The sequence below is a fragment of the Flavobacterium hibernum genome, assembly GCF_000832125.1.
In the GTDB taxonomy this organism is placed as follows: Bacteria; Bacteroidota; Bacteroidia; order Flavobacteriales; family Flavobacteriaceae; genus Flavobacterium; species Flavobacterium hibernum.
Window position 1 is genome coordinate 176,399 of record NZ_JPRK01000005.1, and the last position, 26,002, is coordinate 202,400.

22 protein-coding genes and 1 riboswitch are annotated in these 26,002 nt (G+C 33.0%); of the genes, 1 reads left to right on the forward strand and 21 read right to left on the reverse strand.

Translation table 11 applies throughout. From position 1 onward, the window contains the following. Window positions 1–241 precede the first annotated feature (241 nt). The 9 genes from IW18_RS05090 to IW18_RS05130 form a co-directional block, all read right to left on the reverse strand. Window positions 242–1,054 carry a hypothetical protein gene (locus tag IW18_RS05090; RefSeq protein ID WP_041516500.1) on the reverse strand — a complete coding sequence of 271 codons (813 nt, stop codon included), beginning with the start codon at window positions 1,052–1,054 and terminating at the stop codon, window positions 242–244. Window positions 1,055–1,192: 138 nt separating this feature from the next. Next, window positions 1,193–2,245: an NAD(P)/FAD-dependent oxidoreductase gene (locus IW18_RS05095; RefSeq protein WP_041516501.1), complete on the reverse strand. Its 1,053-nt coding sequence runs from the start codon at window positions 2,243–2,245 to the stop codon at window positions 1,193–1,195. A gap of 102 nt (window positions 2,246–2,347) precedes the next feature. Next, window positions 2,348–2,923, reverse strand: a complete 576-nt coding sequence (locus IW18_RS05100) for a precorrin-2 dehydrogenase/sirohydrochlorin ferrochelatase family protein (RefSeq protein WP_041516502.1) — start codon at window positions 2,921–2,923, stop codon at window positions 2,348–2,350. A gap of 164 nt (window positions 2,924–3,087) precedes the next feature. After that, on the reverse strand, window positions 3,088–3,861 hold the full coding sequence (cobA, locus tag IW18_RS05105; protein ID WP_041516503.1) for a uroporphyrinogen-III C-methyltransferase: 774 nt from the start codon (window positions 3,859–3,861) through the stop codon (window positions 3,088–3,090). After that, entirely contained in the window at window positions 3,854–5,944 is a 2,091-nt protein-coding gene (locus tag IW18_RS05110) for a HEPN domain-containing protein (RefSeq protein ID WP_041516504.1), read from the reverse strand. The genes cobA and IW18_RS05110 overlap by 8 nt, the downstream gene beginning before the upstream one ends. 82 nt (window positions 5,945–6,026) lie before the next feature. Continuing rightward, complete coding sequence (locus IW18_RS05115) at window positions 6,027–7,271, reverse strand: sulfate adenylyltransferase subunit 1 (RefSeq protein ID WP_041516791.1); 1,245 nt, start codon at window positions 7,269–7,271, stop codon at window positions 6,027–6,029. Between the two features lie 162 nt (window positions 7,272–7,433). Further along, window positions 7,434–8,333, reverse strand: coding sequence for a sulfate adenylyltransferase subunit CysD (cysD, locus tag IW18_RS05120; protein WP_035645595.1), 900 nt, complete (start codon window positions 8,331–8,333; stop codon window positions 7,434–7,436). Between the two features lie 233 nt (window positions 8,334–8,566). Further along, window positions 8,567–9,277: a phosphoadenylyl-sulfate reductase gene (locus tag IW18_RS05125; RefSeq protein ID WP_041516505.1), complete on the reverse strand. Its 711-nt coding sequence runs from the start codon at window positions 9,275–9,277 to the stop codon at window positions 8,567–8,569. 27 nt (window positions 9,278–9,304) lie between these two features. After that, window positions 9,305–10,207, reverse strand: a complete 903-nt coding sequence (locus IW18_RS05130; protein ID WP_052480088.1) for a sulfite exporter TauE/SafE family protein — start codon at window positions 10,205–10,207, stop codon at window positions 9,305–9,307. Between the two features lie 313 nt (window positions 10,208–10,520). Here IW18_RS05130 and IW18_RS05135 point away from each other — a divergent pair, with 313 nt between their 5' ends. After that, window positions 10,521–11,303 carry a sulfite exporter TauE/SafE family protein gene (locus IW18_RS05135; RefSeq protein ID WP_041516506.1) on the forward strand — a complete coding sequence of 261 codons (783 nt, stop codon included), beginning with the start codon at window positions 10,521–10,523 and terminating at the stop codon, window positions 11,301–11,303. 84 nt (window positions 11,304–11,387) lie between these two features. Here the strand turns inward: IW18_RS05135 and IW18_RS05140 are convergent, their stop codons facing one another. The 12 genes from IW18_RS05140 to IW18_RS05195 all read right to left on the reverse strand — a co-directional run bounded on the left by IW18_RS05140 (window position 11,388) and on the right by IW18_RS05195 (window position 25,732). Continuing rightward, entirely contained in the window at window positions 11,388–11,798 is a 411-nt protein-coding gene (locus IW18_RS05140; protein ID WP_012023576.1) for an RrF2 family transcriptional regulator, read from the reverse strand. Window positions 11,799–11,977: 179 nt separating this feature from the next. Then, window positions 11,978–12,517 carry a hypothetical protein gene (locus IW18_RS05145; protein WP_041516507.1) on the reverse strand — a complete coding sequence of 180 codons (540 nt, stop codon included), beginning with the start codon at window positions 12,515–12,517 and terminating at the stop codon, window positions 11,978–11,980. A gap of 40 nt (window positions 12,518–12,557) precedes the next feature. After that, entirely contained in the window at window positions 12,558–13,076 is a 519-nt protein-coding gene (locus tag IW18_RS05150) for an RDD family protein (RefSeq protein ID WP_041516793.1), read from the reverse strand. A gap of 172 nt (window positions 13,077–13,248) precedes the next feature. Next, entirely contained in the window at window positions 13,249–14,421 is a 1,173-nt protein-coding gene (locus tag IW18_RS05155) for a trans-sulfuration enzyme family protein (protein ID WP_041516508.1), read from the reverse strand. Window positions 14,422–14,553: 132 nt separating this feature from the next. Beyond that, entirely contained in the window at window positions 14,554–14,979 is a 426-nt protein-coding gene (locus tag IW18_RS05160; RefSeq protein WP_041516794.1) for an OsmC family protein, read from the reverse strand. Between the two features lie 69 nt (window positions 14,980–15,048). Further along, on the reverse strand, window positions 15,049–17,463 hold the full coding sequence (gene thrA / locus IW18_RS05165) for a bifunctional aspartate kinase/homoserine dehydrogenase I (protein ID WP_041516509.1): 2,415 nt from the start codon (window positions 17,461–17,463) through the stop codon (window positions 15,049–15,051). Window position 17,464: 1 nt separating this feature from the next. Next, a complete protein-coding gene (locus IW18_RS05170; RefSeq protein WP_240475533.1) occupies window positions 17,465–18,448 on the reverse strand; it encodes an alpha/beta fold hydrolase in 984 nt (327 codons plus the stop codon). A 77-nt stretch (window positions 18,449–18,525) separates the two neighbouring features. Next, window positions 18,526–18,634: riboswitch (SAM riboswitch) on the reverse strand. A gap of 188 nt (window positions 18,635–18,822) precedes the next feature. Then, window positions 18,823–19,026 carry a hypothetical protein gene (locus tag IW18_RS05175; protein ID WP_041516511.1) on the reverse strand — a complete coding sequence of 68 codons (204 nt, stop codon included), beginning with the start codon at window positions 19,024–19,026 and terminating at the stop codon, window positions 18,823–18,825. Between the two features lie 560 nt (window positions 19,027–19,586). Continuing rightward, complete coding sequence (locus IW18_RS05180; RefSeq protein ID WP_041516512.1) at window positions 19,587–20,675, reverse strand: homoserine dehydrogenase family protein; 1,089 nt, start codon at window positions 20,673–20,675, stop codon at window positions 19,587–19,589. Between the two features lie 225 nt (window positions 20,676–20,900). Then, complete coding sequence (locus tag IW18_RS05185; protein WP_041516513.1) at window positions 20,901–22,205, reverse strand: O-acetylhomoserine aminocarboxypropyltransferase/cysteine synthase family protein; 1,305 nt, start codon at window positions 22,203–22,205, stop codon at window positions 20,901–20,903. 75 nt (window positions 22,206–22,280) lie between these two features. After that, window positions 22,281–22,469, reverse strand: a complete 189-nt coding sequence (locus tag IW18_RS05190) for a hypothetical protein (RefSeq protein WP_041516514.1) — start codon at window positions 22,467–22,469, stop codon at window positions 22,281–22,283. Window positions 22,470–22,885: 416 nt separating this feature from the next. After that, window positions 22,886–25,732: a TonB-dependent receptor plug domain-containing protein gene (locus IW18_RS05195; protein ID WP_041516515.1), complete on the reverse strand. Its 2,847-nt coding sequence runs from the start codon at window positions 25,730–25,732 to the stop codon at window positions 22,886–22,888. Between the last annotated feature and the right edge of the window lie 270 nt (window positions 25,733–26,002).

Consider the following 26,002-nt stretch of genomic DNA (forward strand, 5'->3'; position numbering starts at 1 on the left):
AAGAACAGTGCAAAGTAAAGACATAAGCTTAACAATTGCAAGTTTTTTTTAAGTTTCTAAGGTTCTGAGATGCTAAGGCTCTAAGTTTAGAGTTTTATCAGTGTTTTGCTTATGTTTTTTGAATATTTCCATTACTTTTTCATGAGCTGTAAATTCGTTATTCTCTGTCTGATTAAGTCCAGTTTCAATTTCTTCTTTTTCTTCTTTCGATAAATTTTCATACCAATCTTTAATAATAGACTTACCTATAATACGTTATTTCAAAATTTTGAACCTGATTTAAATAGAAATAATTTGTAATTAATTTTTGCAAAACATTAATTTTTTCCTGGAGCTGTTTTGCTCTTTTACTTCCTTTCTCTTTACTATCTCTTGAATCTTCTTGATTATATGGATTTTGACTTTCTTCATCTGAAACATATTGCATTAACGATTTTATGTATAAGTCTTTCTGTTTTTGAAAATTATATTTCTTATCAAAATATTCTTTTCCTTTTGCTAATTGATAAATCGAATATTCTACAGAAGCATTTAGTCTTTTATGTTGATGCCCAAAATAAGTTCCGCCGTAATTTAGACCTTCGTAAAGACCATTAACTGCACGATACAATTGAACTAATGTTTCTCTTTCTGTTTTAAACTTCTTTTCGCCATTTTTTTGTTTAAGATAATAACTATACAATAAACAAAATGAGTCTTCACCTGCTTCACTACTAAATGTTAAATCTTCTTTTTCTCCATCTTCATTAATGTAATATTGCCATGATGTACTTGCGTATGATTCTTCTGGATTTGAATGAAATTCTGATTTAAATACAGGAAAAAGCTTTTCAATTTTATTCAATTCATTTCTTGAAATTATTAGCGAATCAACTCCTTCCTCTGCATAAATAAGTATCTTTTCTTTTTCAAGTTTTGGATCGTTATACAAATGAGGTAAACATGCTGTTTCCTTCTTTTCAGAGATTTTTACTTTACTTGGTTCTTGTTTAGTTTTTTGGCAGCCAGCTAAAAAACCTAAGAAAACAAAGAGTAGGATTATTGTATTCTTCATTTATTAGTTCAAATATTTTTTCCATTAAAGATATAGAATAACACATTAGGTTTTAAAAAAGAAAAAGCTCAAACTAAACGTTTGAGCTTTATATATAAATCTTAGCGGCTTAGTCCCTTAGAACCTCATCACCTCAGACTAAACTATCGCTTTCACAACCGCTTTTGGAGCTTCTTTACGAGTTCCGTCAAATCCGTCTACACCAGAAACTGTCGTATATTTTAATACGTATTTTTTACCTGGATTGATAATTTGGTAAGCTGCTTGACACATTAAAGTTGCTTCGTGGAAACCACAAAGGATTAATTTCAACTTTCCTGGATATGTATTTACGTCTCCAATAGCGAAGATTCCCGGAATATTTGTCTGGTAATCTAAAGCATTGTTTACTTTAATTGCATTTTTCTCGATATCTAATCCCCAGTCTCCGATTGGTCCTAATTTTGGAGTTAATCCAAAAAGTGGAATAAAATAATCGGTCTCGATTTTACGGTGTGCTCCGTTTTCTTCGATATCTAATGACTCAATATGCTCTGCGCCATTAATTCCGATAACTTCTGCCGGTGTAATTAATTTAATTTTTCCAGCTGTTTTTAATTCTTGTACTTTTTCTACCGAATCTAAAGCGCCTCTAAATTCATTTCTACGGTGAATTAAAGTTACTTCTGAAGCTACGTTAGACAAGAAAATACTCCAGTCTAAAGCTGAATCTCCTCCTCCTGCAATTACAACTCTTTTATCTCTGAATTTTTCAGGATTCTTGATAAAGTATTTTACTCCTTTATTTTCATAAAACTCGATATCTTCAATAAGTGGTTTACGTGGCTCAAAACTTCCTAAACCTCCAGCGATTGCAATAACCGGCGCATGAAATTTAGTTCCTTTATTTGAGGTTACAATAAAACTTCCGTCTTCTTGTTTGTCAATGGTTTCAGCACGTTCTCCTAATGTATAACCTGGCTCAAATTGTTTAATTTGTTCTTGTAGGTTATCAATTAAATCCCCTGCTAAAACTTCTGGAAAACCAGGAATATCATAAATAGGCTTTTTTGGATATAACTCTGAAAGTTGTCCTCCTGCTTGTGGTAAAGCATCTAGAATATGACATTTTAGTTTTAATAATCCTGCCTCAAAAACGGCAAACAAACCTGTTGGCCCTGCTCCAATTATAAGTATATCTGTTTTAATCATTATGGTATTTATTTATAATCATTCTTAATAATGCAAAGAAACGAATAATTTATTCTATTTTCAATGATTTTTATCATTCATTTCTTTGAGATTTTTTTTACTCTATTTTTTTAACGAAGCGGTAATCTCGTTCATCTTTCTTACCTTATCCTCAAAGTTGCCTTTCAATGTTTTTCGATATTCATTGAGGTTTTCAACCATTTGATTGATGTCGTCCGGAATTACTTCTTCAAAAAATTCACGCAACCTTTTGGCTGTTGTTGGTGATTTTCCGTTGGTTGAAATGGCAATTTTCACATTTCCTTTTGTTACAATTCCGCCCAGATAATAATCACATAAATCTGGAGTATCTGCAATATTGCAAATCAAATAACGCTTTCGGGATAAATCATATACTTTTTTGTTGACTTTTAAATCATCTGTGCAAGCAATTACCATATGACGTTTTTTGAGCATTTTCTTTTTAAACTTCGATTCTGTTAATATAATCGAAGGATGTTTTTCGGCCAAAACCTTAATTTCTAAATGAAAATGTGGCGCCACAACCTCTACATTTGCATTCGGACTTGACTTTAATAAAAAAGAAAGTTTCTCTAATCCTACATTTCCTCCTCCAACAATTAAAACATTCAAATTGTGAAGTTTTAAGAATATTGGATATAATTCGTTCTGTTCCATTTTAATTTAGTTTCATCTAGTAAAATTAGATGATTTTTTTGAATCGGATAACCTATTAGATGTTCCAAATGGAACATTTTTGTTGGTAACATTTTCTTTGGCGACATCGGGTTGATCCCGAAGCCTCGGGACGACGCTACAAAATTGGTCGTTCCTCCGGAACTTTATCGTGTGATTTCTTTTGATAGAAATTCTTCGTAAAAACCTTTTAGTTTGTTGCTCTCGCGGACAACTTCGCCCAAAACAATAATTGCTGGTGAACTTAATTTTTTCGCTTTTACAACTTCTAAAATCGAATCTACTGTTCCTACTCCTACTTTTTCTTCAGAAGTTGTTCCGTTTTGAATGATCGCAACGGGTAATTCTCCTTTGCTTTCTTTCTGAAACAAATCGATAATTTGAGGCAATTTGTGCATTCCCATCAAAATTACAACTGTTGCAGATGATTGGGCTGCCAAAGCTACATCTGAAGATAATTTTCGATCAGAAGTTGTTCCAGTAATTGCCCAAAAACTTTCTGAAACTCCTCGTTTCGTAATTGAAATTCCCTGACTTGCAGGAACGGCAACTACAGATGAAATTCCAGGAACTACGATTGTTTCAATTCCGAAGCTTTCAGCAAAATCAACCTCTTCACTCCCTCTGCCAAAAATAAAAGGGTCTCCACCTTTTAAACGCACAACATTTCCGTACGTTAATGCATTATCTACAATCAACTGATTGATTTGATCTTGCGTGTAGGCGTGATTTCCTATTTTTTTTCCAACAAAAATTTTGATGGCATTTTTAGGAGCATGTGCTAATATTTCGTCGTTGGCCAATGCATCGTACAACACCACATTTGCTTCAGCTAGTGCTTTTACGGCTTTGAGCGTAAGCAAATCCGGATCTCCGGGACCTGCGCCAACTAAAGTTACTTTTGGTTTGATATTATGCATTTGCTAATTCTTGAGCTCTATATTTTTCTATGGTATCAAAAAATGAAATTCCTTGTTGAATGTATGCTTTTGCAAATTCTTCTGAAGGATCGTTTTGATTTATTTGATACACTAAATCTCTAAATGTTGTTGACAATTCTATTTTTGATGTTGATGTAAAAACGGTATCAAATAAATCTACAATTCCAGCATGATTATTTGTTTTTTCGTTCTCTGCAAGCAACAATGCTTTTGCACCATTTACAAATCCTGCATACGCATGGTAAATTGCATCTGACCATTTTCCTTCGTCGAAAGATTCTTGTGCGAATGTTAATTTATCTTTGGCTTCTAATAATAAAGTAGCAACCAAATCAATTACAACTCCGGCACATTCTCCTACCCCAACTGCTTTTACGTAATTATCGGCATTTCCCCAATCGATAAAATCAGCTTCGGTTAAATTGGTAACATCTGCAAAAGGTTTTAAAATTTCATAGAAATATTTCTCTCCTTTTAGATCGTAATAGTTTAGGAATTTTTCGCCGTTTGCATTGGCATCAAAATCATTTAAAATAGTACGTAAAGCATCTGGTCCTCTACGGCTTGGAATTTTAATTACTTTATCGGCAAAACGTCCGGCTCCGTTTCCTAATCTTCCTCCACCTAATAAAACTTGTAAAGCCGGAGCTACTAGTTTTCCTGAGTTTATAGACATTCCTTGAAATCCAATTGCAGACATATTGTGTTGCCCGCAAGCATTCATACAACCAGAGATTTTAATTTCAATTTCCTGATTGTTTAAGTATTGTGGATATTCTGCATTTAAAACTTTTTCTAATTCTTCTGCAATTCCGGTACTACTTGCAATCCCCAAATTACAAGTATCAGTTCCCGGACATGCTGTAATATCTGCCGTAGAATTATATCCTAAATGAACAAAATCCAGTTTGGCTAATTCTTGGTAAAAGAAAGGTAAATTCGCTTCTTTTATATGACGTATTACAATATTTTGACGCAATGAAAAACGTAATTCATTTGCTCCGTAATTTTTAATTAAATCGGCTAATAATCTGGCTTTATAAGTATAAAAATCTCCTAATAAAACTTTGATTCCAATAGCGTAATAACCTTCTTGTTTTTGTGCTATTACATTCGATTTTTTCCAAGCTTCATAGGCCTTTGTATCTTCGATTGTAACTTGCGGAACTTCTAATAATGGCTCTGCAATTGGGCCCTCAAAAGCTGTTGTATCAATTTCGTATGTTTCAAAAGCGATGGCTTTTTTCTCTTGTTCAACCAAATCAAGGAAAACATCTCTTCCCATTTCTTTGATTAAGAATTTCATACGTGCTTTCATTCTTTTGGCACGCTCACCATATCTATCGAAAATACGGATGATTCCTTCTGCTGTTGGAATGATTTCGTTTACGGGAACAAATTCCGAAAGCAATTCAGCATGTGCTGGCTGCGATCCTAAACCTCCTCCAAACATGATTTTGAAACCTTTTTGTCCGTCTTTAATTTTTGGAATAAATCCTAAATCGTGTAAATAACTCAAAGCTGTATCTTCATCAGATGATGAGAACGAAATTTTGAATTTACGTCCCATTTCCTGACAAATAGGATTTCTTAACAAATATTGAAAAAGTCCGTGTGCGTAAGGCGAAACATCAAATGGTTCGTTTACGTCTACTCCTGCTAATTCGCTTCCTGTAATATTTCTAACGGTGTTTCCGCAAGCTTCACGAAGTGTGATATCGTCTTTAGCTAAATCTGCCCAAAGTTCTGGCGTTCTGTCTAAACTTACATAGTGAATCTGGATATCCTGACGTGTTGTAATATGTAAACGTCCTGTAGAATATTCATCAGAAACTTTGGTAATACGCACCAATTGCTCGCTGGTCACTTTACCATAAGGCAATTTGATACGAATCATCTGAACGCCTTCCTGACGCTGCCCGTAGATTCCACGCGCTAAACGAAGACTACGAAAACGCTCATCATCAATTTTTCCTCCACGGAATAAATGAATCTTTTTTTCTAATTCGATAATCTCTCTTTGAACTACCGGATTTTCTATTTCTGTTCTAAAACTTTCCATTTCTCTTTAGTTGTTGGTTGTCAGTTGTAGGTTGTTGGTTTGCTGGCAGAATAACTATCAACCAAAAACCATCAACTATCAACTAGCGAATAAATCCTACTCCTGCTGTTGTGTTTGTTGCTGTATCAATTAAGATGAAAGCTCCGTTTGATTTGTTTTCGTTGTAAGCATCAAAATATAAAGGTTTACTTAATTTGATACTTACTTCGCCTATTTCGTTTATTGCTAATTGCGAAGCGGGTGTAGTTCCAGAATAATCTGTTGCTATTGTATTTTTAACGCTTTCAATTTTAGCCAAAACTCTATTGGTATTGTGTTGTACAAGATATTTTGTTCCCGGAACCAATTTCTTGCTATCCATCCAACAAATTGTGGTGTCGATATCTTTTTCAATTTTTGGAAGGTCTGATGATTTTACAATCATATCACCTCTTGTTACATTGATATCATTTTCTAATTCGATTGTGATTGACGAACCTGCAACGGCTTCGTCAAATGTTTTATCAAAAAAGTGAATTTTAGATACTTTTGATTCTGTTAAAGAAGGGAGAACTGTAACGGCATCACCAACTTTAATTGAGTTTCCGTATAATTTTCCTGCGTAACCTCTAAAATCGTGGTATTCTTCAGTTTTTGGACGAATCACGGTTTGAACCGGAAAACGTGCTTTTCCTGCTTCGAAAACATCATGAGAATGTAATCCTTCTAAATGTTCCAGAACGGTTTGTCCGTCGTACCAAGGCATATCTTTTGACTGATCAACTACGTTTCCGCCATTAATTGCACTTAACGGAATGTAACTTACGTTTTGTTCTTTGAATGTGCTTTTAGCATTTAATGCCTGAAAATCGGCTTTGATTTTATTGTAAACTTCTTCTGAATAATCAACCAAATCCATTTTGTTAATGGCAACAATTACTTCTTTTACTCTCAATAAATTATTGATAAAAAAGTGACGGTATGTTTGCTCAATTACTCCTTTTCTCGCATCAATTAAAATGATAGAAACTTGAGAAGTCGAAGCTCCTGTAACCATGTTTCTTGTATATTCTACGTGACCTGGAGTATCGGCAATAATGTAACTTTTCTTTGCAGTCGAAAAATAAATATGCGCAACATCAATCGTGATTCCTTGTTCTCTTTCTGCCACTAAACCATCAGTCGCTAATGAAAAATCAAGATAATCGTATCCTTTTTGTTTACTGCTTTTTTCGATTGCTTCTATTTTATCAGTCGTCAATGATTTTGTATCGTACAATAATCTCCCGATCAAAGTACTTTTTCCGTCATCTACACTTCCTGCTGTTGCTATTTTTAAAACTTCCATTCTTAATATTTGTTTCAGGTTTAATTTTTTTGTTTCAGGTTTCAAGTTTCACGTTGCTTGCCTTTGAACTAAAATTTAAATCTGTATGTTTTTGTTTTCTTGATTCTACTTTTAATACTCCCCGAATTGCATTAACAATTAACAATTCATAATTAACAATTATTAAAAGTATCCTTGTTGTTTTCTCTTTTCCATTGCAGCTTCAGAACGTTTGTCATCAATTCTGGCTCCTCTTTCAGAAATGGTTGATTCTCTAATTTCACCTACAACTTCTTCGATTGTTGCGGCGTAAGATTCAACTGCTGCTGTACAACTCATATCTCCAACGGTTCTGAATCGAACAATTCTTTCTTCGATTTGTTCGTCTTCTTCTTGGTACACAAAAGGAGAATGCGACCAGATTAAACCGTCTCTCAAAAAAACTTTTCTTTTATGTGAAAAATAGATTGACGGAATTTCGATATGTTCCTTTTCAATATAACTCCAAACATCTAATTCTGTCCAGTTTGAAATTGGGAAAACACGAACGTTTTGTCCATTTTCAATTTTTCCATTTAAAATATCAAACAACTCAGGTCTTTGATTTTTTTCGTCCCATTGACCAAAATCGTCACGAACAGAAAAAATACGTTCTTTAGCTCTTGCTTTTTCTTCATCACGACGCGCGCCTCCAATACAAGCATCAAACTTAAATTCTTCAATTGCATCTAAAAGTGTTGTGGTTTGCAGGCTGTTTCTACTAGAATATTTTCCTGTTTCTTCAACTACTTTTCCTTCATCAATAGCGTCCTGAACATTACGAACGATTAATTCTAAACCTAATTCCTCAACTAATTTGTCTCTGAAAGCAATAGTTTCAGGAAAATTGTGTCCCGTATCAACGTGCAATAGAGGAAACGGAATTTTAGCAGGAAAAAATGCTTTTTGCGCTAAACGTACTAATGTTATAGAATCTTTTCCTCCAGAGAAAAGTAAAACCGGTTTGTCAAACTGTGAAATTACTTCTCTGAAAATGTATATTGCTTCACTCTCTAAAGCGTTTGTTTTTAATACTGAACTCATTGTTTTTTTGTTTGATATTTTTTAGGTTCAAGATTTAGATTTTAAATTGTGAGTTATTCTAAAACTTTTCGCTATTTATTCTGTTTTCTTTATTCTCCATCGGGTTGATCCCGAAGCCTCGGGACGACCCTAAAATATGAAGCGTTCCTTCGGAACTTTAAATCTATATTCTTTGCTCTTTCCTCTTTATTCTATTCTCTTGTCTCTAGCTTATTACTTCTAAAAATCTAGACTTACTCTTTCTTAGCGCTATGCAAACCACACTCTTTATGGCTTGACTCCCAGTACCATCTTCCGGCTCTAATATCTTCACCTGGAAAAATTGCTCTGGTACAAGGTGCGCAACCTATGCTTACGAAACCTTGTTTGTGTAAAGCATTTTGAGGAACATTGTTTTCTTGTAAATAGGTTTCAACTTCTTCTAAAGTCCACTTTAATAATGGATTGAATTTTATGATTTCGAAGCCTCCATCGTATTCAAACAAATGTAAATCTTGTCTGTTTTCTGATTGTTCTGCTCTTAAACCTGTAATCCAAACTGAGTTTCCTGCTAAAGCTTTTCGTAACGGGACTACTTTTCGAATAAAGCAGCATTCTTTTCTGTTTTCAACCGAATCGTAAAAGCTGTTTGGTCCTTTTGTTTTAAGTAAATTTTCTACAGCTGTTGTTTCCGGAAAATAGACTTCAATAGGTCTTTTATATTTTTTTAATGTTTTATGAAAAACGTCGTAAGTTTCCTGAAACAATCTTCCGGTGTCTAAAGTAAAAACAGTAATATCTGTATTGCTTTTTGCAATAAAATCTGTAATTACCTGATCTTCCTGTCCAAAAGAAGTTGAAAAAATTACTTTTCCCGGAAATTCTTTTGCTAAAAAAACTAAGGTTTCCTCTAGCGAGAAATCTTTAGTTTTGTTTAATAATTCTTCTACAATAATCGCACTCATAATCTCTTTACTTTCTAAAATTATCTTTTACAATAATTTAGATAATGTTTTTAAACTCAATAATATAATTAGTATCCCAACCGCAACCATCATTGGTTTTCTTTTGATTTTATTTACCAAATATGCCGCTAACGGTGCTGAAATAACTCCTCCTAAAATCAATCCTATAATAACCTGCCAACCGTGTATTCCTCCAAACAGCATAAAAGTGATTCCACTTGCAAATGAAATTGCAAATTCAGCAGCATTTACTGAACCTATTGTGTATCTTGGATTTCTACCTCTTCCTAATAATGTTGAAGTTACGATTGGTCCCCAACCTCCACCTCCAACAGAATCCATAAAACCTCCAAAACCAGCTAAAATCCCTAATTTTTTTGTTTTCTTTTTTACAACGGTTTTTTTCAAGGCTTTTTTAATAATTACAACTGCCAAAATAATCATGTAAACCGCAATAAATGGTTTTATAATATCTCCACTAATTACATCTGAAAGTAAATAAGCTCCTGTTATCGAACCTAAAACTCCCGGAATCAATAAGTGTTTTACCAACTTCTTATTGATGTTTCCAAAGCGATGATGCGAAAGCGCCGATGCTCCAGTTGTAAACATTTCCGACACGTGAACTGCTGTACTGCTAACAACGGGCGGAACTCCATAAGCTAATAAAAATGATGTTGATGTTGCGCCATAACCCATTCCAAGTGTTCCATCAACCAATTGCGCAAAAACACCAATAGCAAAAAAAACTGCAAAATTCTGATCAAATCCATTCACAAATCCATCTACCGAAAACTCTGTGTAATGATTGTATACTAATGTTGATAATAAACCTACAAGCAAAACAACAGGTACTATAACCCATAACTTGTTTTTTATTGATGCATCTGTTCTAACATCATAACTGTTTATTTTTAATTCATTCTCCATACTTCTGGATTGCTTTGACTTGCAAAATCTATTACCCTATCGGGTTAATAGATTACTATGCAAAATTAATACTTATTTCTAAATATCAAAACATTATTTAATTTTTTTACAACTCTAGTTCTCTTTGCATTAAGCAAGTAGCAACTCTTTGTACTTTAACAAAAATGACTTCTTAAGTTAAAAACTGTACTACCCTGTATTGCAACCAAATAAACAAGTAATGATATTCGTTTACAAATATAACATTTTAAAGTCTACCATATCTATAGGATAATTATAAAATTGTTTTTATTTTTACCGCAAAATTTTATTCATGGATTTTCAAATAGGTCTTGTAATTGCAGGTTTGGTTGTAGGTTTTGTAGTTGGATTAACCGGCGTTGGAGGCGGCTCTTTAATGACTCCTATTTTATTGTGGTTTGGTATTCCTCCAACAACAGCTGTTGGCACCGATTTACTGTATGCAGCTTTTACAAAAATGGGAGGCGTATTTGTACATCATAAAAAAGGAAATATTAATTGGAAGATTACAGGATGGCTAACTTTAGGAAGTGTTCCTGCCGCTTTGCTGACTTTATGGATCTTAAATAGCATTAAAACGGATATTTCGACTATTAATGCCGTAATAAAATATAGTTTAGGCTGGGCCTTGCTTTTTACTTCGGTTGCTATTTTATTTAAAAAAAGACTATTAGCATTATCTCAGAAACATGCAGGAGACAGATTTCATAATGAAAGTCATACTCAAAACATGCTTACTATTGGAATTGGTGTTTTACTTGGTGCAACTGTTACGTTAACATCTATTGGAGCTGGAGCACTAGGAACAGTTACTTTATTTTTCTTATATCCGCTTTTGCCAACACCTCGTTTGGTTGGAACCGAAATTGCTCATGCTGTTCCGTTAACACTGGTTGCAGGAATTGGGCATGCTTCTATGGGTAATTTAGATTTGCTTTTATTAGGTCAATTATTATTAGGGTCTCTTCCCGGAATTTATATCGGAAGTATGTTAAGCGGAAAAGTTCCTGATTTACTTCTTAGAAACGCTATCGCCGTAATGTTATTTATGGTGGGATATAAACTTATTTTTTAGTAAGATGTCACTTTTAAAAATGCAAAAGACCATTTCAGATTTAACGAAATGGTCTTTTTTTATTTTGATTAGAAACAGGATTGATTAAAATGCAATATCTGCTAACGAATTACTTTCTAATATTTTTAGTGTATTATCTCTAACCTCGGTCATTAATCGTCTTGCTGCACAAGTAGATTCGTCATCGCAATCGTCGCATTTTTCATAAAAGTTATGACTCGCACAAGGAAGCAATGCAATTGGACCTTCGAGAATACGGTACACTTTTGCCATACTAATATCTTTAGGATCTTTTATAAGGTAATAACCTCCGCCTTTTCCTTTTTTAGCACCAAGAAAACCTGAATTTCTAAGAAGCAATAAAATACTTTCCAGAAATTTAATCGAAATATGTTCGCTTTTAGCAATTTCAGCAATTTGTACTGGTTCGTTATTTTCGCGTCTGGCTAAGTATGTTAAAGCTTTAATTCCGTATTTTGTTTTCTTTGAAAGCATTTCTATATTTTAGTTTGTAACTGTAAATTTTAGTTTCGAGATTACCCGAAAATACCAAAACAAACAATATCCATATTTTTCTGCAACAAAAATAAACTTTTTAAATGAGATTATAACAGGTTCAATCTTATATTCTACTAAATTAGTATAGTTTAACACTGTTGTTTCCAAAACTTCAATTAAACTATGCTCTCAATATCCTTTTTTAAGATTGAATTACAAATTATAGCCGCATTATTATTGTCTAAATACAATTGATGATTACAATTCTTAAGAGTTTCATTTGAAATATTTAAATCTAAAAACCATTGTAAATCAGGTTTGTTTGTATCATTTTCTCCAAAATACAATTGTATAAAACAATTTGGAGATTCTATTTCATATCTTAATCTTGTAGAGGAAATAGCAAACAAACAATTCGTTTTTAATCCTAACAATGAAGCTTTCCAGCCAATTGTTCCTCCAATACTAAATCCTAAAACTATTACTTTACCAAGTTCTAATTCCGGCAATTTCGCAACAGCTTTATCGATTCCTCCAGCAATAAATTGATTATGAATTTCAGATTCTGAAAGGTTAGAAGCATCAATATTAGCCAATTCCAGAACATCATAATATTGAATCTCAAATTTAGATTCTAATATATCTACATAGTACTTTACCCATTTGGGATTTTCTCCTCCAAATAAGTCCGATAAAATAAGTAATTTGGGCTTCATAAGAGATAAAGAATAAGAGTCAGATTAAAAAATGATGTAGTTATTTTTCTTCATTTACTCCTATTAAATCAAATTCATTAAAGATTTTTATGCCTTCTTCTAAAGCTTGTTTATCTACTACATAAGTATTTGAAATTGAATCGTGCCAACCTCCTGTTCTTGAACTTCCTAAAAAAGATAATGCTTCAAAAGGAATAAGGCGACATAACGTTCTTTTAAATATAGTTCCAAAACTAGGCTTCAAACCATTTACATCTACAACTACAGTTCCTGTAATAAATTTACCTAAGGATCTTCCAAATAAGCCTTCAGTGAAGAGATAATATCCTATACTTAATACAACACTTACAAAATACCAGGTAACATTCCCCGCATTATAAACCCATATTCCAAATCCTGTTAAACCAATAGAATCTAACAAACCTATAACAGTTGGTAAGGAAAGTCCAAATCCATATGAAAAAGCATACGTAAAAGCATAATCTACCAGATAATTTAAGAAGCGTTTTCCGCTAGAAGCTAATATTTCTTCGTCTAGGATATAAAGTGGTTTGCTCATATTTTGGATTTGGTTATTTAGTAATTTGTGATACATCTTTTAACAAAAATATATTTTTTACTGAGACAACGACCAAAAAAAATGACGATTTTTAACCGTAATAATTTTACAGTTAAAAATCGTCATTATATAATTATGAACCGGATAAAATCTAATATCAGAAATCTAAAATTTAATCCAGCGCTTGCTTTAAATCTGCAATTACATCTGCAACGGTTTCTAAACCTACAGAAACACGAACCAAGCCTTGTGTAATTCCAACTGCTAATTGATCTTCTTCAGATAATTTACTGTGAGTTGTAGAAGCCGGATGTGTTACAATAGTTTTTACGTCTCCAATATTTGCCGAAAGTGAACACAGTTTAATTTTATCCAAAAATTGTCTTCCTGCTTCAAGACCGCCTTTAATTTCGATTGCGATAATATTACCGCCTAAAAGCATTTGTTTTTTGGCAATTTCATATTTTGGATGCGATTTTAAAAACGGATATTTCACGCTATTTACATTCGGATGGCTTTCTAAAAATTCAGCTACTTTTAAAGCATTTTCGCAATGTTTATCTACACGAACTGCCAAAGTCTCTAAACTTTTAGACAATACCCACGCATTAAATGGCGACATTGCCGGTCCTGTATTTCTTGAAAACAAGTATATCTTACGAATCAACTCGGCATCTCCAACTGCAACTCCTCCTAAAACACGACCTTGACCGTCTATTAATTTTGTTGCTGAATGCACTACTAAATGTGCTCCATATTTTATTGGCTGTTGAATGTATGGTGTTGCAAAACAGTTATCAATTATTAAAATCAGATTGTGTTTTTTTGCAATTTGCCCCAACAATTCTAAGTCAACTACATCTACACCAGGATTTGTAGGTGTTTCAGCATATAAGATTTTAGTATTTGGCTTAATAAAACCTTCTATTGTTTCAGGTTTATTAATATCAAAATAAGTTGTTTCAATATTCCATTTTGGAAAATACGTCATAAACAATGCATGAGTCGATCCAAAAACACTTCCGGCAGAAACGATGTGATCACCTGATTCTAACAATCCTGCAAAACAAGAATAAATAGCAGCCATTCCTGTTGCAAAAGCATATCCAGCTTCTGCACCTTCCATAGCGCAAACTTTATCTACAAACTCTGTTGTGTTTGGATTACTAAAACGCGAATAAATATTGCGTACTTTCTCTTCCGTAAATGATGCTCTCATATCCTCTGCATCATCAAATACAAAACTTGATGATAAATACAAAGGTGTAGAATGTTCCTGAAATTGTGATTTTTCTAAATGTGTGCGTATGGCTTGGGTTTCAAAACCAAATTCTTGTTCGTTCATTTTTTTTGTTTTTAAAAGAGGCTATTTCACAAAGGCTCACAAAGTAAACACTAAGTTTCACGAAATAGTCTTTCATTATTAATAGCTAGTCAAAGGAATTATCTAATTCTCAAATTGACTAATTTTCTAATTCTATAACTGTTCGTTGTTCAGGACAACTTTATAATTTATTGTTGCTGTTGGCTCAACTGTTTTGGCAACTGAACAATATTTTTCGAAAGAAAGCTGTGCTGCACGTTGTGCTTTTTCAGGATTAATATCGCCTTCTAAATAAAAAACTACATTGATTTCTTTAAAAGGTTTTGCCTCGCCTACTTGTACGCGTTCTCCTTCAACCTCAGCATTAAATGCTGTTATATCCTGACGTTGTTTCTTTAAAATCGAAATCATATCAATCGCGCTGCATCCTGCAACTCCCATTAATACTAACTCCATTGGACTTGCACCTAAATCGCTTCCGCCAAATTCGGCTCTGCTATCTACATCAACTACATGACCTCTTTCATTTTTAAGTTTAAAATGAAACGCGTCGTTTACTCTGTTTAAAGTTACTTTCATTGTGTTGTTATTTTTTTGTTTTTTTGTCGAGCTCAATCTAAAATCTACCATCTAAAATCTTAAATCAAATTACCCTTTATCAGATAATCTCAAAATATCTCCAAAAACTCCTCTCGCTGTTACCGCAGAACCTGCACCGGCTCCTTGAATAACGATTGGACGATCCCCGTAAGATTCTGTATAAATTTCGAAGAAAGAATCAGAACCTTTTAATCCGCCTAAAGCAGTGTCAGATGGTACCGAAACTAATTTTACTTCTAAAATTCCTTTATCATTTTGCAAATCTCCAGACAATTCACCAATATATCTTAATACGTGATTTGGCTTTTGATCGGCTTTTATTTTCTCGTAAATTGGGTCGAATTCTTTTAGTTTTGTCAGGAAATCAGAAACGTTTCCTTCGCGTAAATGTTCTGGAATTAAATTCTGAATGGAGATTTCTTCAAACTCATTTTGCAAATCTAACTCTCTTGCCAAAATCAATAATTTTCTTCCTACATCATTTCCACATAAATCCTCACGCGGGTCTGGTTCCGTATATCCATTGTCAATTGCTTCTTGCAGAATTTCACTAAACGGAACATCTTTTGCAGAGAAATTATTAAATAAATAACTTAACGTTCCTGAGAAAACTCCTTTTATTTTAGTGATATTTTCGCCCGAAAGGTGCAATAATTTTATCGTATCAATTAATGGTAATCCGGCACCAACATTGGTTTCGTACAAATAATTCTTTTGGTTTTCTGCCAAAGATTTTCTCAATTCTTTATAAAAACCGTAGCTTAATGTATTGGCAACTTTATTAGACGAAATCAAATCGAAACTACTTTCAATCAATGAAATATAATTTTCTACGAAAGTGGCACTTGCTGTATTATCGATCGCAATTAAGTTTTCTAAATGATGCTGATTTGCATATGCAATTACATCATTGATTGTATATTCCAAGCCTTCTTTCTGGATTTGATTTTTCCAGTCTGAAGTTACGCCATTTTTATTTAAAAGTACTTTCTTAGAATTTGCAATTGCAAAAACATTTAATTTAATGTCTTTACGTTTTTCGATCGCTGCCGCTGATTCTAAAATTTGGTTGATTAATGTTCCTCCCACTAATCCGTGACCGAAAATAGCAATGTTGATTTTTTTAGAAACTCCAAAAATCTCTCCGTGAATTACATTTAATGCTTTATTAAGTTCTGATTTTTTAACTACCAAACTCACGTTTTTACCTGTAACGGTGTTGTTAAATAATATTGGAACTATTTTATTTTTGATTAAAGCGGTGTATGGTTTATGGAAAGTGCTTAAATCCTGTCCAATAATCGAAATAACCGAAACATTATCTGTTACTGTGATCTGATTTACATCTTTAGAATAAAAGTCATTTTCGAACTCTTTTTCTAATTCGATCATTGCTGTTGTTGCTTTATCTGTTGCAACAACCAACCCGATTCCTCTTTCTGAAGAACCTTGCGAAATAATACTCACACTAATATTGTGATCGCCCATTACTTTAAAAATTCTGGCATCGACACCAGATTTCCCTAATAATCCACGACCTTCAAGATTTACTAAAGATAGATTCTCTAAAACCGAAAGTGTTTTGATTCCTTCTTTTGCAGAATCTGAAGTGATTAAGGTTCCGCGATTTTCGTGATTAAATGTATTTAATATACGAAGCGGAATATTTTTTTCTAATAATGGAATTATGGTTTTGGCGTGCAAGATTGTTGCTCCAAAATTGGCTAATTCGTTTGCTTCGTTAAATGATAAATATTCGATTTTTTTGGCATCGGCTACTAAATCAGGATTTGCAGTATAGATTCCGTCAACGTGGGTAAAGTTTTGTAATTCTTCGGCATTTAAATAATTCGCGATTAACGATGCTGTATAATTACTTCCGTTTCTTCCTAAAGTTGTAGTATCGTTGTTATTGTTTGAACCAATAAAACCTGTTACGATATTAACAGTTGAACCATTATGTTCTTTAAAATAATTGATAACATTTTTCTTAGAAAGCTGCTCTAAAGGTTGTGCATCACCAAATTTAGAATCGGTTTTAAGCAATTCTCTTGAGTCAACAAAATTAGCAGGAACACCTTTTTCTTTTAAAATAGCCGTTAATAATTTAGCCGAAAGTAACTCACCTTTTGATAAAATTTGATCTTTTATTTTATTGCTATAATCTCCAATTAAACTAACTCCTTCAAAAAGTTTATCTAAAACATTAAATTCTTCAGACAAATCAACCTGCGGATAATCTGAAATCTGATAGGTTTTAAAATTTTCTAAAAGTGTTTTATAATCGCCGTTTTTAGCAGCAAGTTTCAAAATATACTCTAACTCATCTGTTGCATTTCCACGTGCCGAAACGACAACTGCAATTTGTTCGCCTTGATTTACTTTATCAGAAATGATTGAAACTACTTTATTAAGTCCTTCTCCGTTTGATAGCGATTTGCCTCCAAATTTTAATATTTTCATTTTATTTTTCTATTGTTTCTGCCTTAAAAATATCGGCAAGTAAATGATCTAATTGTTTGTACTCGATTAAAAAAGCGTCATGTCCGTGTACCGAATCTATTTCGCTGTAAAAAACATTCTGTTTAAACTTTTTTAATTCATTATAAGTTTCACGATTTTCTTTTGATGTAAAAAACAAATCTGAGTTGATTCCGATAATATGAATCGCGGCATTTGTTTTGGACAATAAGGTTTCAAAATCGTAACTATTTCTGGTAATATCAATCGTTTTAAGCAATTGATTCATCAATTTATAAGATGATAATTGATATCTTTTTTGCAATTTCTTTCCGTGATGCGCCAACCAGCTTTCTATATTAAAAATAGAAAGATCGTTATTGATTGTTCGTTGAAATTTTTCTTTGAATGATTCAGGAGATCTGTAACACAACATTGCATGAATTCTGGCATCTTCTATTGGTTTTGAAGAATTATTCAGGATTTGCTCTTGTAAGTAGCAATTCGCGATCATCCAGTCAGTCGATTTCCAATCTGTTGCAATTGGAATTAGGTTTTGCGTAATATTTGGTTCCAGCGCAAGTATTTCCCATGCTATTCCTCCACCAACAGAACCTCCAATAATGGTATGTAATTGCGTAATATTTAAAGCCTCTAAACCTTTTATAAAAATTCGGGCAATATCTCTTGTGGTAAAATCCAGATAGTTATCAACTATAAATGAATTATTCCCATTTCCAGGAACATCAAATGCTAATACGGTGTATCTGTGGGTATCGATTGTTTTTTCGTCGCCAATTAAATCATTCCACCAACCATTCTCGCCAGTAACTTGTGCATTTCCTGTCAAAGCATGATTGACCAAAACTATAGGCGCGCTATGCAATGGTAAACCGGAAAGTGTAAAACTTAATGGCAATGACGGATATGATGCACCACTTTCGGTGATGAAATCTTGAACTATAATGGGACTTGGTATATTTTCCAATTTCAAATCTTTTTAATTTTGATTTGTATGTGGAAATATTAGAAAGAAAGTACTAGAGTGAAACTAGAAAATTCTTGTTGTTATCTTTCCACGTTTGGGCGTGGTAGAATGCAGCACCTTCTTCGAATTAACGAAGGGTTGCTAAGGATTCATCGGGTCTAATCCCTCGTCCTTTCTTTATAACATTTCAATACGTTTTTGAACTTAACGGTGCAAATTAACTACTAATTTCTTAAACTAACAAATTTTATCGAAACTGATTCCTCAATTTCTTAAACATAATTCAAACACAAACTATTGTACGCAAAAAATTACCGAACAATTTGCCCAGTAAAATTAAGCAGGTTTACCCTTATTTTATGATACTTTTTGATTTAAATAAAAAGTGTTTCATTCTCTTTTGAATACATCAAAAATAATAATGAGTTTGGTTCTTTTTTTTCCGCTACTTTATCTGTTTCAGTAATTCCGAATCTAGGATGTACCAATTCATTTTTTGTTGGTGGCGGATTATTTCTTTTTGCCCTTATGTTTTTCAATGTAGAAAAAGTCTTTGTTAAGTAGTTTAATGTGCTCATGATATTTAAGTTTATGTTGATCGTGTTTTATAATCTTTATTAATTCTTTATTTCTTTGTTATGCTTACTAAATGGAATAAAAAAACCCTTTTGGGTTTCTAATACCAAAAGGGTTTAAGTTTTTTAAAACTTATATATACTTTTAGTATCAACAGACGCGTACACAAATACGTGCGACATTAAACATCTTATTCATCTGTAGGGATTTATTCATCTTTGATTTACTTGCTATTTTAAAAAATTCTTGCATTTGTTATATTTTAATAAGCTTCCTAAAATTACTGAAACATTTTTTAATTATTGCCCTTTTTAGGGATAAAAATACTAATGGCCTTCTTATAATTTCTAGGCCTTACAAATGTGCGAATATTTTTTCAATAATACAAGTGAGAATCAGCAAATTAATCTTAAAAAACGTTAAAAAACACCTTTTTATCGTTAAAAAACATCTTACAAAATTGACTTTTTTAATTTTACCTGTAAAATACCTACAAAAAACAACATAATAAACTTTCCTGTTTCAATCTGTCAAAGAACAACTAACCAACATTAAAAGCCACTTACAACCAAACTGCTTCTTTGTTTTTAATTTTTTCAGCCACTTTTAAAATGTCCGTTATTATCCCTCTCGAAATTGCTTGTTTACATGCTGATGCACTCTGAATTACTATAGGAACATCTGCATATGATTTTGTGTAAATTTCAAAAATAGTGTCGGAACCTTTTAATTGACCTATTGCCGATGAAACCGGCTCTGAAACTAGTTTAACTTCCAGTTTATTTTTCTCGACATCAAATTCTCCTACATATCGCAAGACATGATTATCTGCCTGAGTGATTTTTGCAATTTTGAACGATTTGTCAATTGCTTCTTTATTAAGAATACCATTTTTCTCTAAAAATTCTTCTTTAATAAGCGAATTGATTTTTATGTCTGAAAGCTCAAAATCTTTTCCAATTTCTCTTGTCAATATCAGTAGTTTTCTGGCTGTGTCATTTCCGGATAAATCTTCTTTAAAAGTCGAACGCATCAAACCCAATAAACTGGCATCTTTTAAAAGTGAAGAAAAAGTGGCTTCTTCATTTGCAAATCGATTAAAAACATAACTTAGATTATCTGAAAAAACGCCTCTGATTTTGGTGATTTTTTCTCCTGAATAATACAAATCTCTTAGTGTTTGCAAAACCGGAAAACCTGTATCTACTGAAGTTTCATACAAAAACTCTTTATCATACTTTTTCAGATTTGATCTAATTTCTTTATATAAATCAAGAGGTAGCGTGTTTGCTTTTTTATTTACCGCAACAATATTAAATCCGTTTTGAATTAAAGTATTATAATGACCTATTAATTCATCACTTGCTGTAGCATCGACCGCAATTAAGTTTTCGAATTCGTTTTCTTTTGCAAACTCAACAATATCTTCAACTTTAAACGGTACTGCCAATTCTAGAAAATTGGTTTCCCAAGAATATCCAACACCTTCTTTTTCGAAAAAAGCAACTGTCGAATTGGTGATTATCGGAAAATGAAAATCTATATTTTTACTTTCGAGAAAAAACTCCTGACTTTCGATAATCTGATTGATCAAAGTACTTCCGATATTTCCAATTCCAAAAAGGATGATATTTATTTTAAGCTTTGACATAATTTTTTAATTTAATTGGGGGTTGTTTTAAACCATATAAGTGATATAAGTTCATTTAATTTTCTGAACATATATAATTTAGACGACGTCGTACATCTCTACTAAAATGAACTTATATCACTTATATGGTGAAAAAATTTTATACTGATTTCTTTATTATAAAAAATCACCTCTAGTAGAACTCACGCTACTAAAGGCAATTTTTCAAACAAAAAACAAAAAAACCTAATTTTTATTAATGCTGTATTGAGCTTGTGTAACGCTTGCAAACGCAGCTTTCAAATCAGCTATTAAATCTTCGATATCTTCAATTCCAACAGAAAGTCGAACCAAATCTTTTGAAACTCCTGTTTCTAGTTGATCTGCATCAGACAATTGTTGGTGTGTAGTACTTGCCGGGTGAATTATTAATGATTTTGTATCACCAATATTGGCCAAAAGCGAGAATAGTTTTGTTTGATCTACTACTTTTTTAGCCGCTTCAAAGCCTCCTTTTAGTCCAAATGTGATGACACCACTTTGTCCTTTTGGTAAATATTGTTGCGCTAAATCGTAGTATTTATTCGTTTTTAAACCTGGGTAATTAACCCAAACTACCTCATCTTGTTTTTCTAACCAAGAGGCTAAAGCCAAAGCATTTTCGCTATGTTTCTGGATTCGGATTGGTAATGTTTCTAATCCCTGAATGATTTGAAAAGCATTAAACGGACTCAAAGCTGCACCAAAATCACGCAATCCTTCGATTCTTGCTTTTGCAATAAAAGCTGCATTTCCCAATGCTTCGTGATACACTAATCCGTGGTATCCGGCTGAAGGTTCTGTAAATTCAGGGAATTTTCCGTTAGACCAGTCAAAAGTTCCAGCATCGATAATTGCACCTCCTAACGAAGTCCCATTTCCTGAAATGTATTTAGTTAGAGAATGAATTACAATATTGGCCCCGTGTTCAATTGGTCTTAACAAATAAGGAGTAGCAACAGTATTGTCTACAATAAAGGGCACTTTAAAGTTTTTGGCTTCCGCCGAAATACCTTTTAGATCCAAGACGTCTAATTTTGGATTTCCTAAAGATTCTACAAAAAAGGCTCTTGTATTTTCTTTAGCAGCTTTGGTAAAATTTTCCGGTTTTGATGGATCTACAAAAGTAGTGGTAATTCCTAAACGAGGTAAAGTGACATTTAGTAAATTATATGTTCCCCCATATAAACTATTTGAAGCTACAATGTGATCACCTGTTTTTAGCAAAGTCAACAAAGCTGTAGAAATTGCCGATGCTCCAGATGCTGTAACAACAGCCGCAATTCCGCCTTCAAGCGCTGCAAGCCGTTGTTCCAAAACATCGTTTGTTGGATTATTTAATCGAGTGTAAATGAATCCAGATTCTGCAAGACCAAATAAATTGGCAGCATGATCTGAATCATTAAATACATATGATGAAGTTTGATAAATTGGCACTGCTCTTGTTCCTGCATTTTTAGTAACATCGTGTCCTGCGTGTAGTGCGTTTGTTGCAAATTTTTGTGTGCTCATGATTTCTTAGTTTTTTAGGTATTATTAATACTATATATTGTTATTGAAAATGTTTCTTTTGAAATTGCGATCGTTTTATATAAAAAGATCTTCTTCTTCCAGATTATACAATTGAGCTAATAAAGATTTTTGCTCCTTTATATATTGTTCCGGATTGTACTTTAAAGTTTCCCTTTTTGATTCTTCGATTTTGCTGTTATTCTTTTGAGAATCTGTTCTCAATAAATAATGAAATGCGATTGTATTTATATCTAATGTATTCATGGTTTAAAATTTTAAATGTTTAAATAAAAAAAAGCCCTTTCGGATGGCTACCAAAAGGGCTTATAGTTCTAACTATAACAAAGACTGTATCTTTTACTTTTGGCAACAGCAAGGTTGGATGCGCATTTGCATCATACTACAACATATCATCATATCTCTTCTTGCTATTGTTTTCATTTTCATTTTATTTAAATTAATTCTCATTTTTAAACTCGACTAATTTGATAGGGTAAATATATAAAGTATTTTTAGATCTACCAAACCAAAAACTAACTTTTAACATTATTTTTTTCCTAAGCCCTGTGAATACTGATATTATTTTACTCTAATATTTTAAAAAAAAGCCACAGATTAAAAGATTAGAATGATTAAAATCTATTTAATCCCTTAATCTGTGGCTCACTTTTCATAATTCTTTAGAATTTGAAACTTAATCTGGCAAAACCAAATCTACCGTTTAATCCAAATTGCGAAACTGCTCTAGAGTAAGCAAACTGATTTGCATTTGTTAAATCTGTGCTTGGTGCTGGCGTTAATGTTGGCGTTGTATTTGTAAATGCTGGTGTTGCAGGATTATTTCTGTCCGGATAAACATCTCCTATATTATTAAATCCAACTGTAAATCTAAACTTGTCGTTGATTTGATATCCAAGAGACAAATCGGTAACTATTTTTGAACTGTATTCCGGGTGTTCGTAAACTGAAGATGAACCATCTAAATTTACATCTGTTGCGCCTGGATCAGTCACTTTTCCAAAATAACTGTTTCTCAAATAAATATCCAGTTTTTTGATACTGAAGGTTGTCATTAAATTCGCTTTCAATTTCGGAATTGCTTCTTCTAAATAAATTCTGCTTGATTCCGGAAAAAACGAATATTTATAAGGTTCTCCACCCGCATTAATAATAGATTGAGGAACATTTAAATCTCCTACTCTTTTGGTTTCATTATAGCTTAATGCAAAATCATTTCTGATCGTAAAATCTGGAATAACATTGTATTTTTGAGAAATTACCACATCAACACCTTTAGTTTCAGAGTTAATTCCGTTAGTCCAGAATGAAGCTCTTTCTACTCCTTTTAAATCAAATGCTTGTTGAAACAATGTCAACGCATCTTTTTGTTCCGGCGATGTAGCGGCATTTATTTGCGCATCTGTTGGTCTTGCATATTGTCCTGTTAATACAACTCTGTCGTCGATTCTTGTAAAATAAGCATCTGTTGCAATTGTAATGTTTGCTTCAGGAATTTTGAATGTAAATCCTGTACTGATACTTTTAGATTTTTCAGGTTTTAAATTTTCAACTCCAATACTTTTTGCTGCCTGAGAATCGTTTGTAAAATATCCTACTTGATAAGGTGAACCATTTATAAACTGTGTTGAACTCGCTTCAAAATATTTTTGTTGCAACGATGGCGCTCTAAAACCTGTTTGTCCGGAAATTCTCCAATTGATGTTATCGTTCAATTTTAAAAGAGACGCTAGTTTAAAAATTACTGTACTGCCAAAATCAGAATAATTCTCATAACGAGCCGCTCCGTTTAAAAGCCAATTTTCTGTAGCGTTTAATTCTAAATCTACGTATGCCGCGCCACTTTTTCTGTCTTTTGTTTTAGCATCTGAAGGCTGAAATCCAGAGAAACCCTGTGCTCCTGCTCCACGTTTATTACCAAAAAAGTCCGTAACAATTAATGGTGAATTACTTGGTAAAATTCCAGAAACCAGATTTCCGTTTATATCATACAATCCGTAAGAAGCTTCTTCACCTGCTTTTATCTGATAATTTTCATATCTGAACTCTCCACCAAAAGCAACGTTTAATCCTTTTAAAACATCATACTTTTTTGTTAAATCTAAATTGGTTGTACTTTGCAAAAACGAAACTTTACCTGCATCAAAACTTGAGGCTGAATTGGTTCCCAAAGTAGCATTAATAGTATTGTTCACATCATATCTAAAAGAGTTTGTTCCGAGGTTTGTACTAATATCAGTATCAAAACCAAATAATTGTGTTGTAAGTCCTACCGCAGATGAAGCGTCTAAAATCTTTGATTCGATTTGAGGCAAAAATCCGTTTTGATACACTTGCGTGAATGTTCCCGAGCCATTTGGCAATCTATTAAATGCATAAGAATCTCCATTTCTATAAGATACTCCACCAAATGAATATAAAGATGTAATCTCTGTTAAAGGATATTTTAAATTATAATAAGCTTGTCCTGATGCCAATTCTGACTGACCAACACTCATATTATAGTCGCTTCTTTGCTGACCTCTATAAGCGAGTTCGTTATTTGTAGTATCAAAATTTAAGGCTGTTTGCATTTGAGCTAGCGTTGTCGCTGATGAAATTGCGGTTTGTTGTGCTGGCGTAAAATAACCAACTTGTGGCGCATATTGCTTTAACGAACTCAGAATTTGTGCTGTATTTGGAGTATTATTGATATTGCTAAATAAGGAGTTAATAGCAACACCATTTTGAGCAGCTCTATTTTCGACAGCATTATAAGCATTAAAAATACCATTGTTTCTAATTCCTGCTCTACTTGTTGCTTGTCTCGTAACTGCACTACCTGTAACATTCAGAAAACTTCCTGCTTTACCAAGAGAAGTCCCGTAGTTTAGGTCTAATTGCAAGGTTTGACCATCGGCTCCTCCTTTAAAATTATTAGATCCCGAAGATAAATTTGTACCGTATTGAATACCTCCTGAAATAAAATTCGCATTCTTTTTTAGTACAATATTGATAACTCCCGCAATTGCATCTGAACCGTATTGTGCAGCAGCTCCATCTCTAAGAACTTCGATTCTTTCGATTGCAAATGACGGAATTGCATTTAAGTCTGTTCCAACGGATCCTCTACCAGGAGAACCATTAATATTTACTAATGAGCTTGTATGTCTACGTTTACCGTTTACTAAAATTAAAACCTGATCCGGGCCTAAACCTCTTAATTGTGCAGGATCGACGTGATCTGTTGCATCGGCGGTCGAAGTTGCGTTACTGGTAAATGAAGGCGCTACGTAATTTAATATTTGGGTTACACTGGTTTGTGGAGATCCTTTTGTTATCTCAGAAATATTAAAAACATCAACCGGAACCGGCACATCTGTTTTTACTCTGTTCTTACTTCTAGATCCCACTATTGTAACTTCTGACAATTCGTTATTCTTTAAACTGTCTTGTTCTTTTTTATTATCCTGCGCATAAATACCGGAAAATGTTAAAAGACCTAATGCAAGTAGTACATTTTTTTTCATTACTTTTTTCTGATTAATTAATGTTTTGGTTTAAATTGTTTTTGTTGCGGTTTAGTTTCTTTTAGAAACAAAAAAACCCCTGCAATTTGCAGAGGTTCTATTTATATTTTTCTTGAAAAAAAACTACAATAGCATCTCTGCGGAAGGCTCCGGCATCATACATGGCTTATTGCAAACTGTTAATTTCATTCTTTCTATTATTTTGATGAGGCAAATTTGCAAACTATTTTTTAATCGACCAAACAAAAATAGAAATAATTTCCACTACCC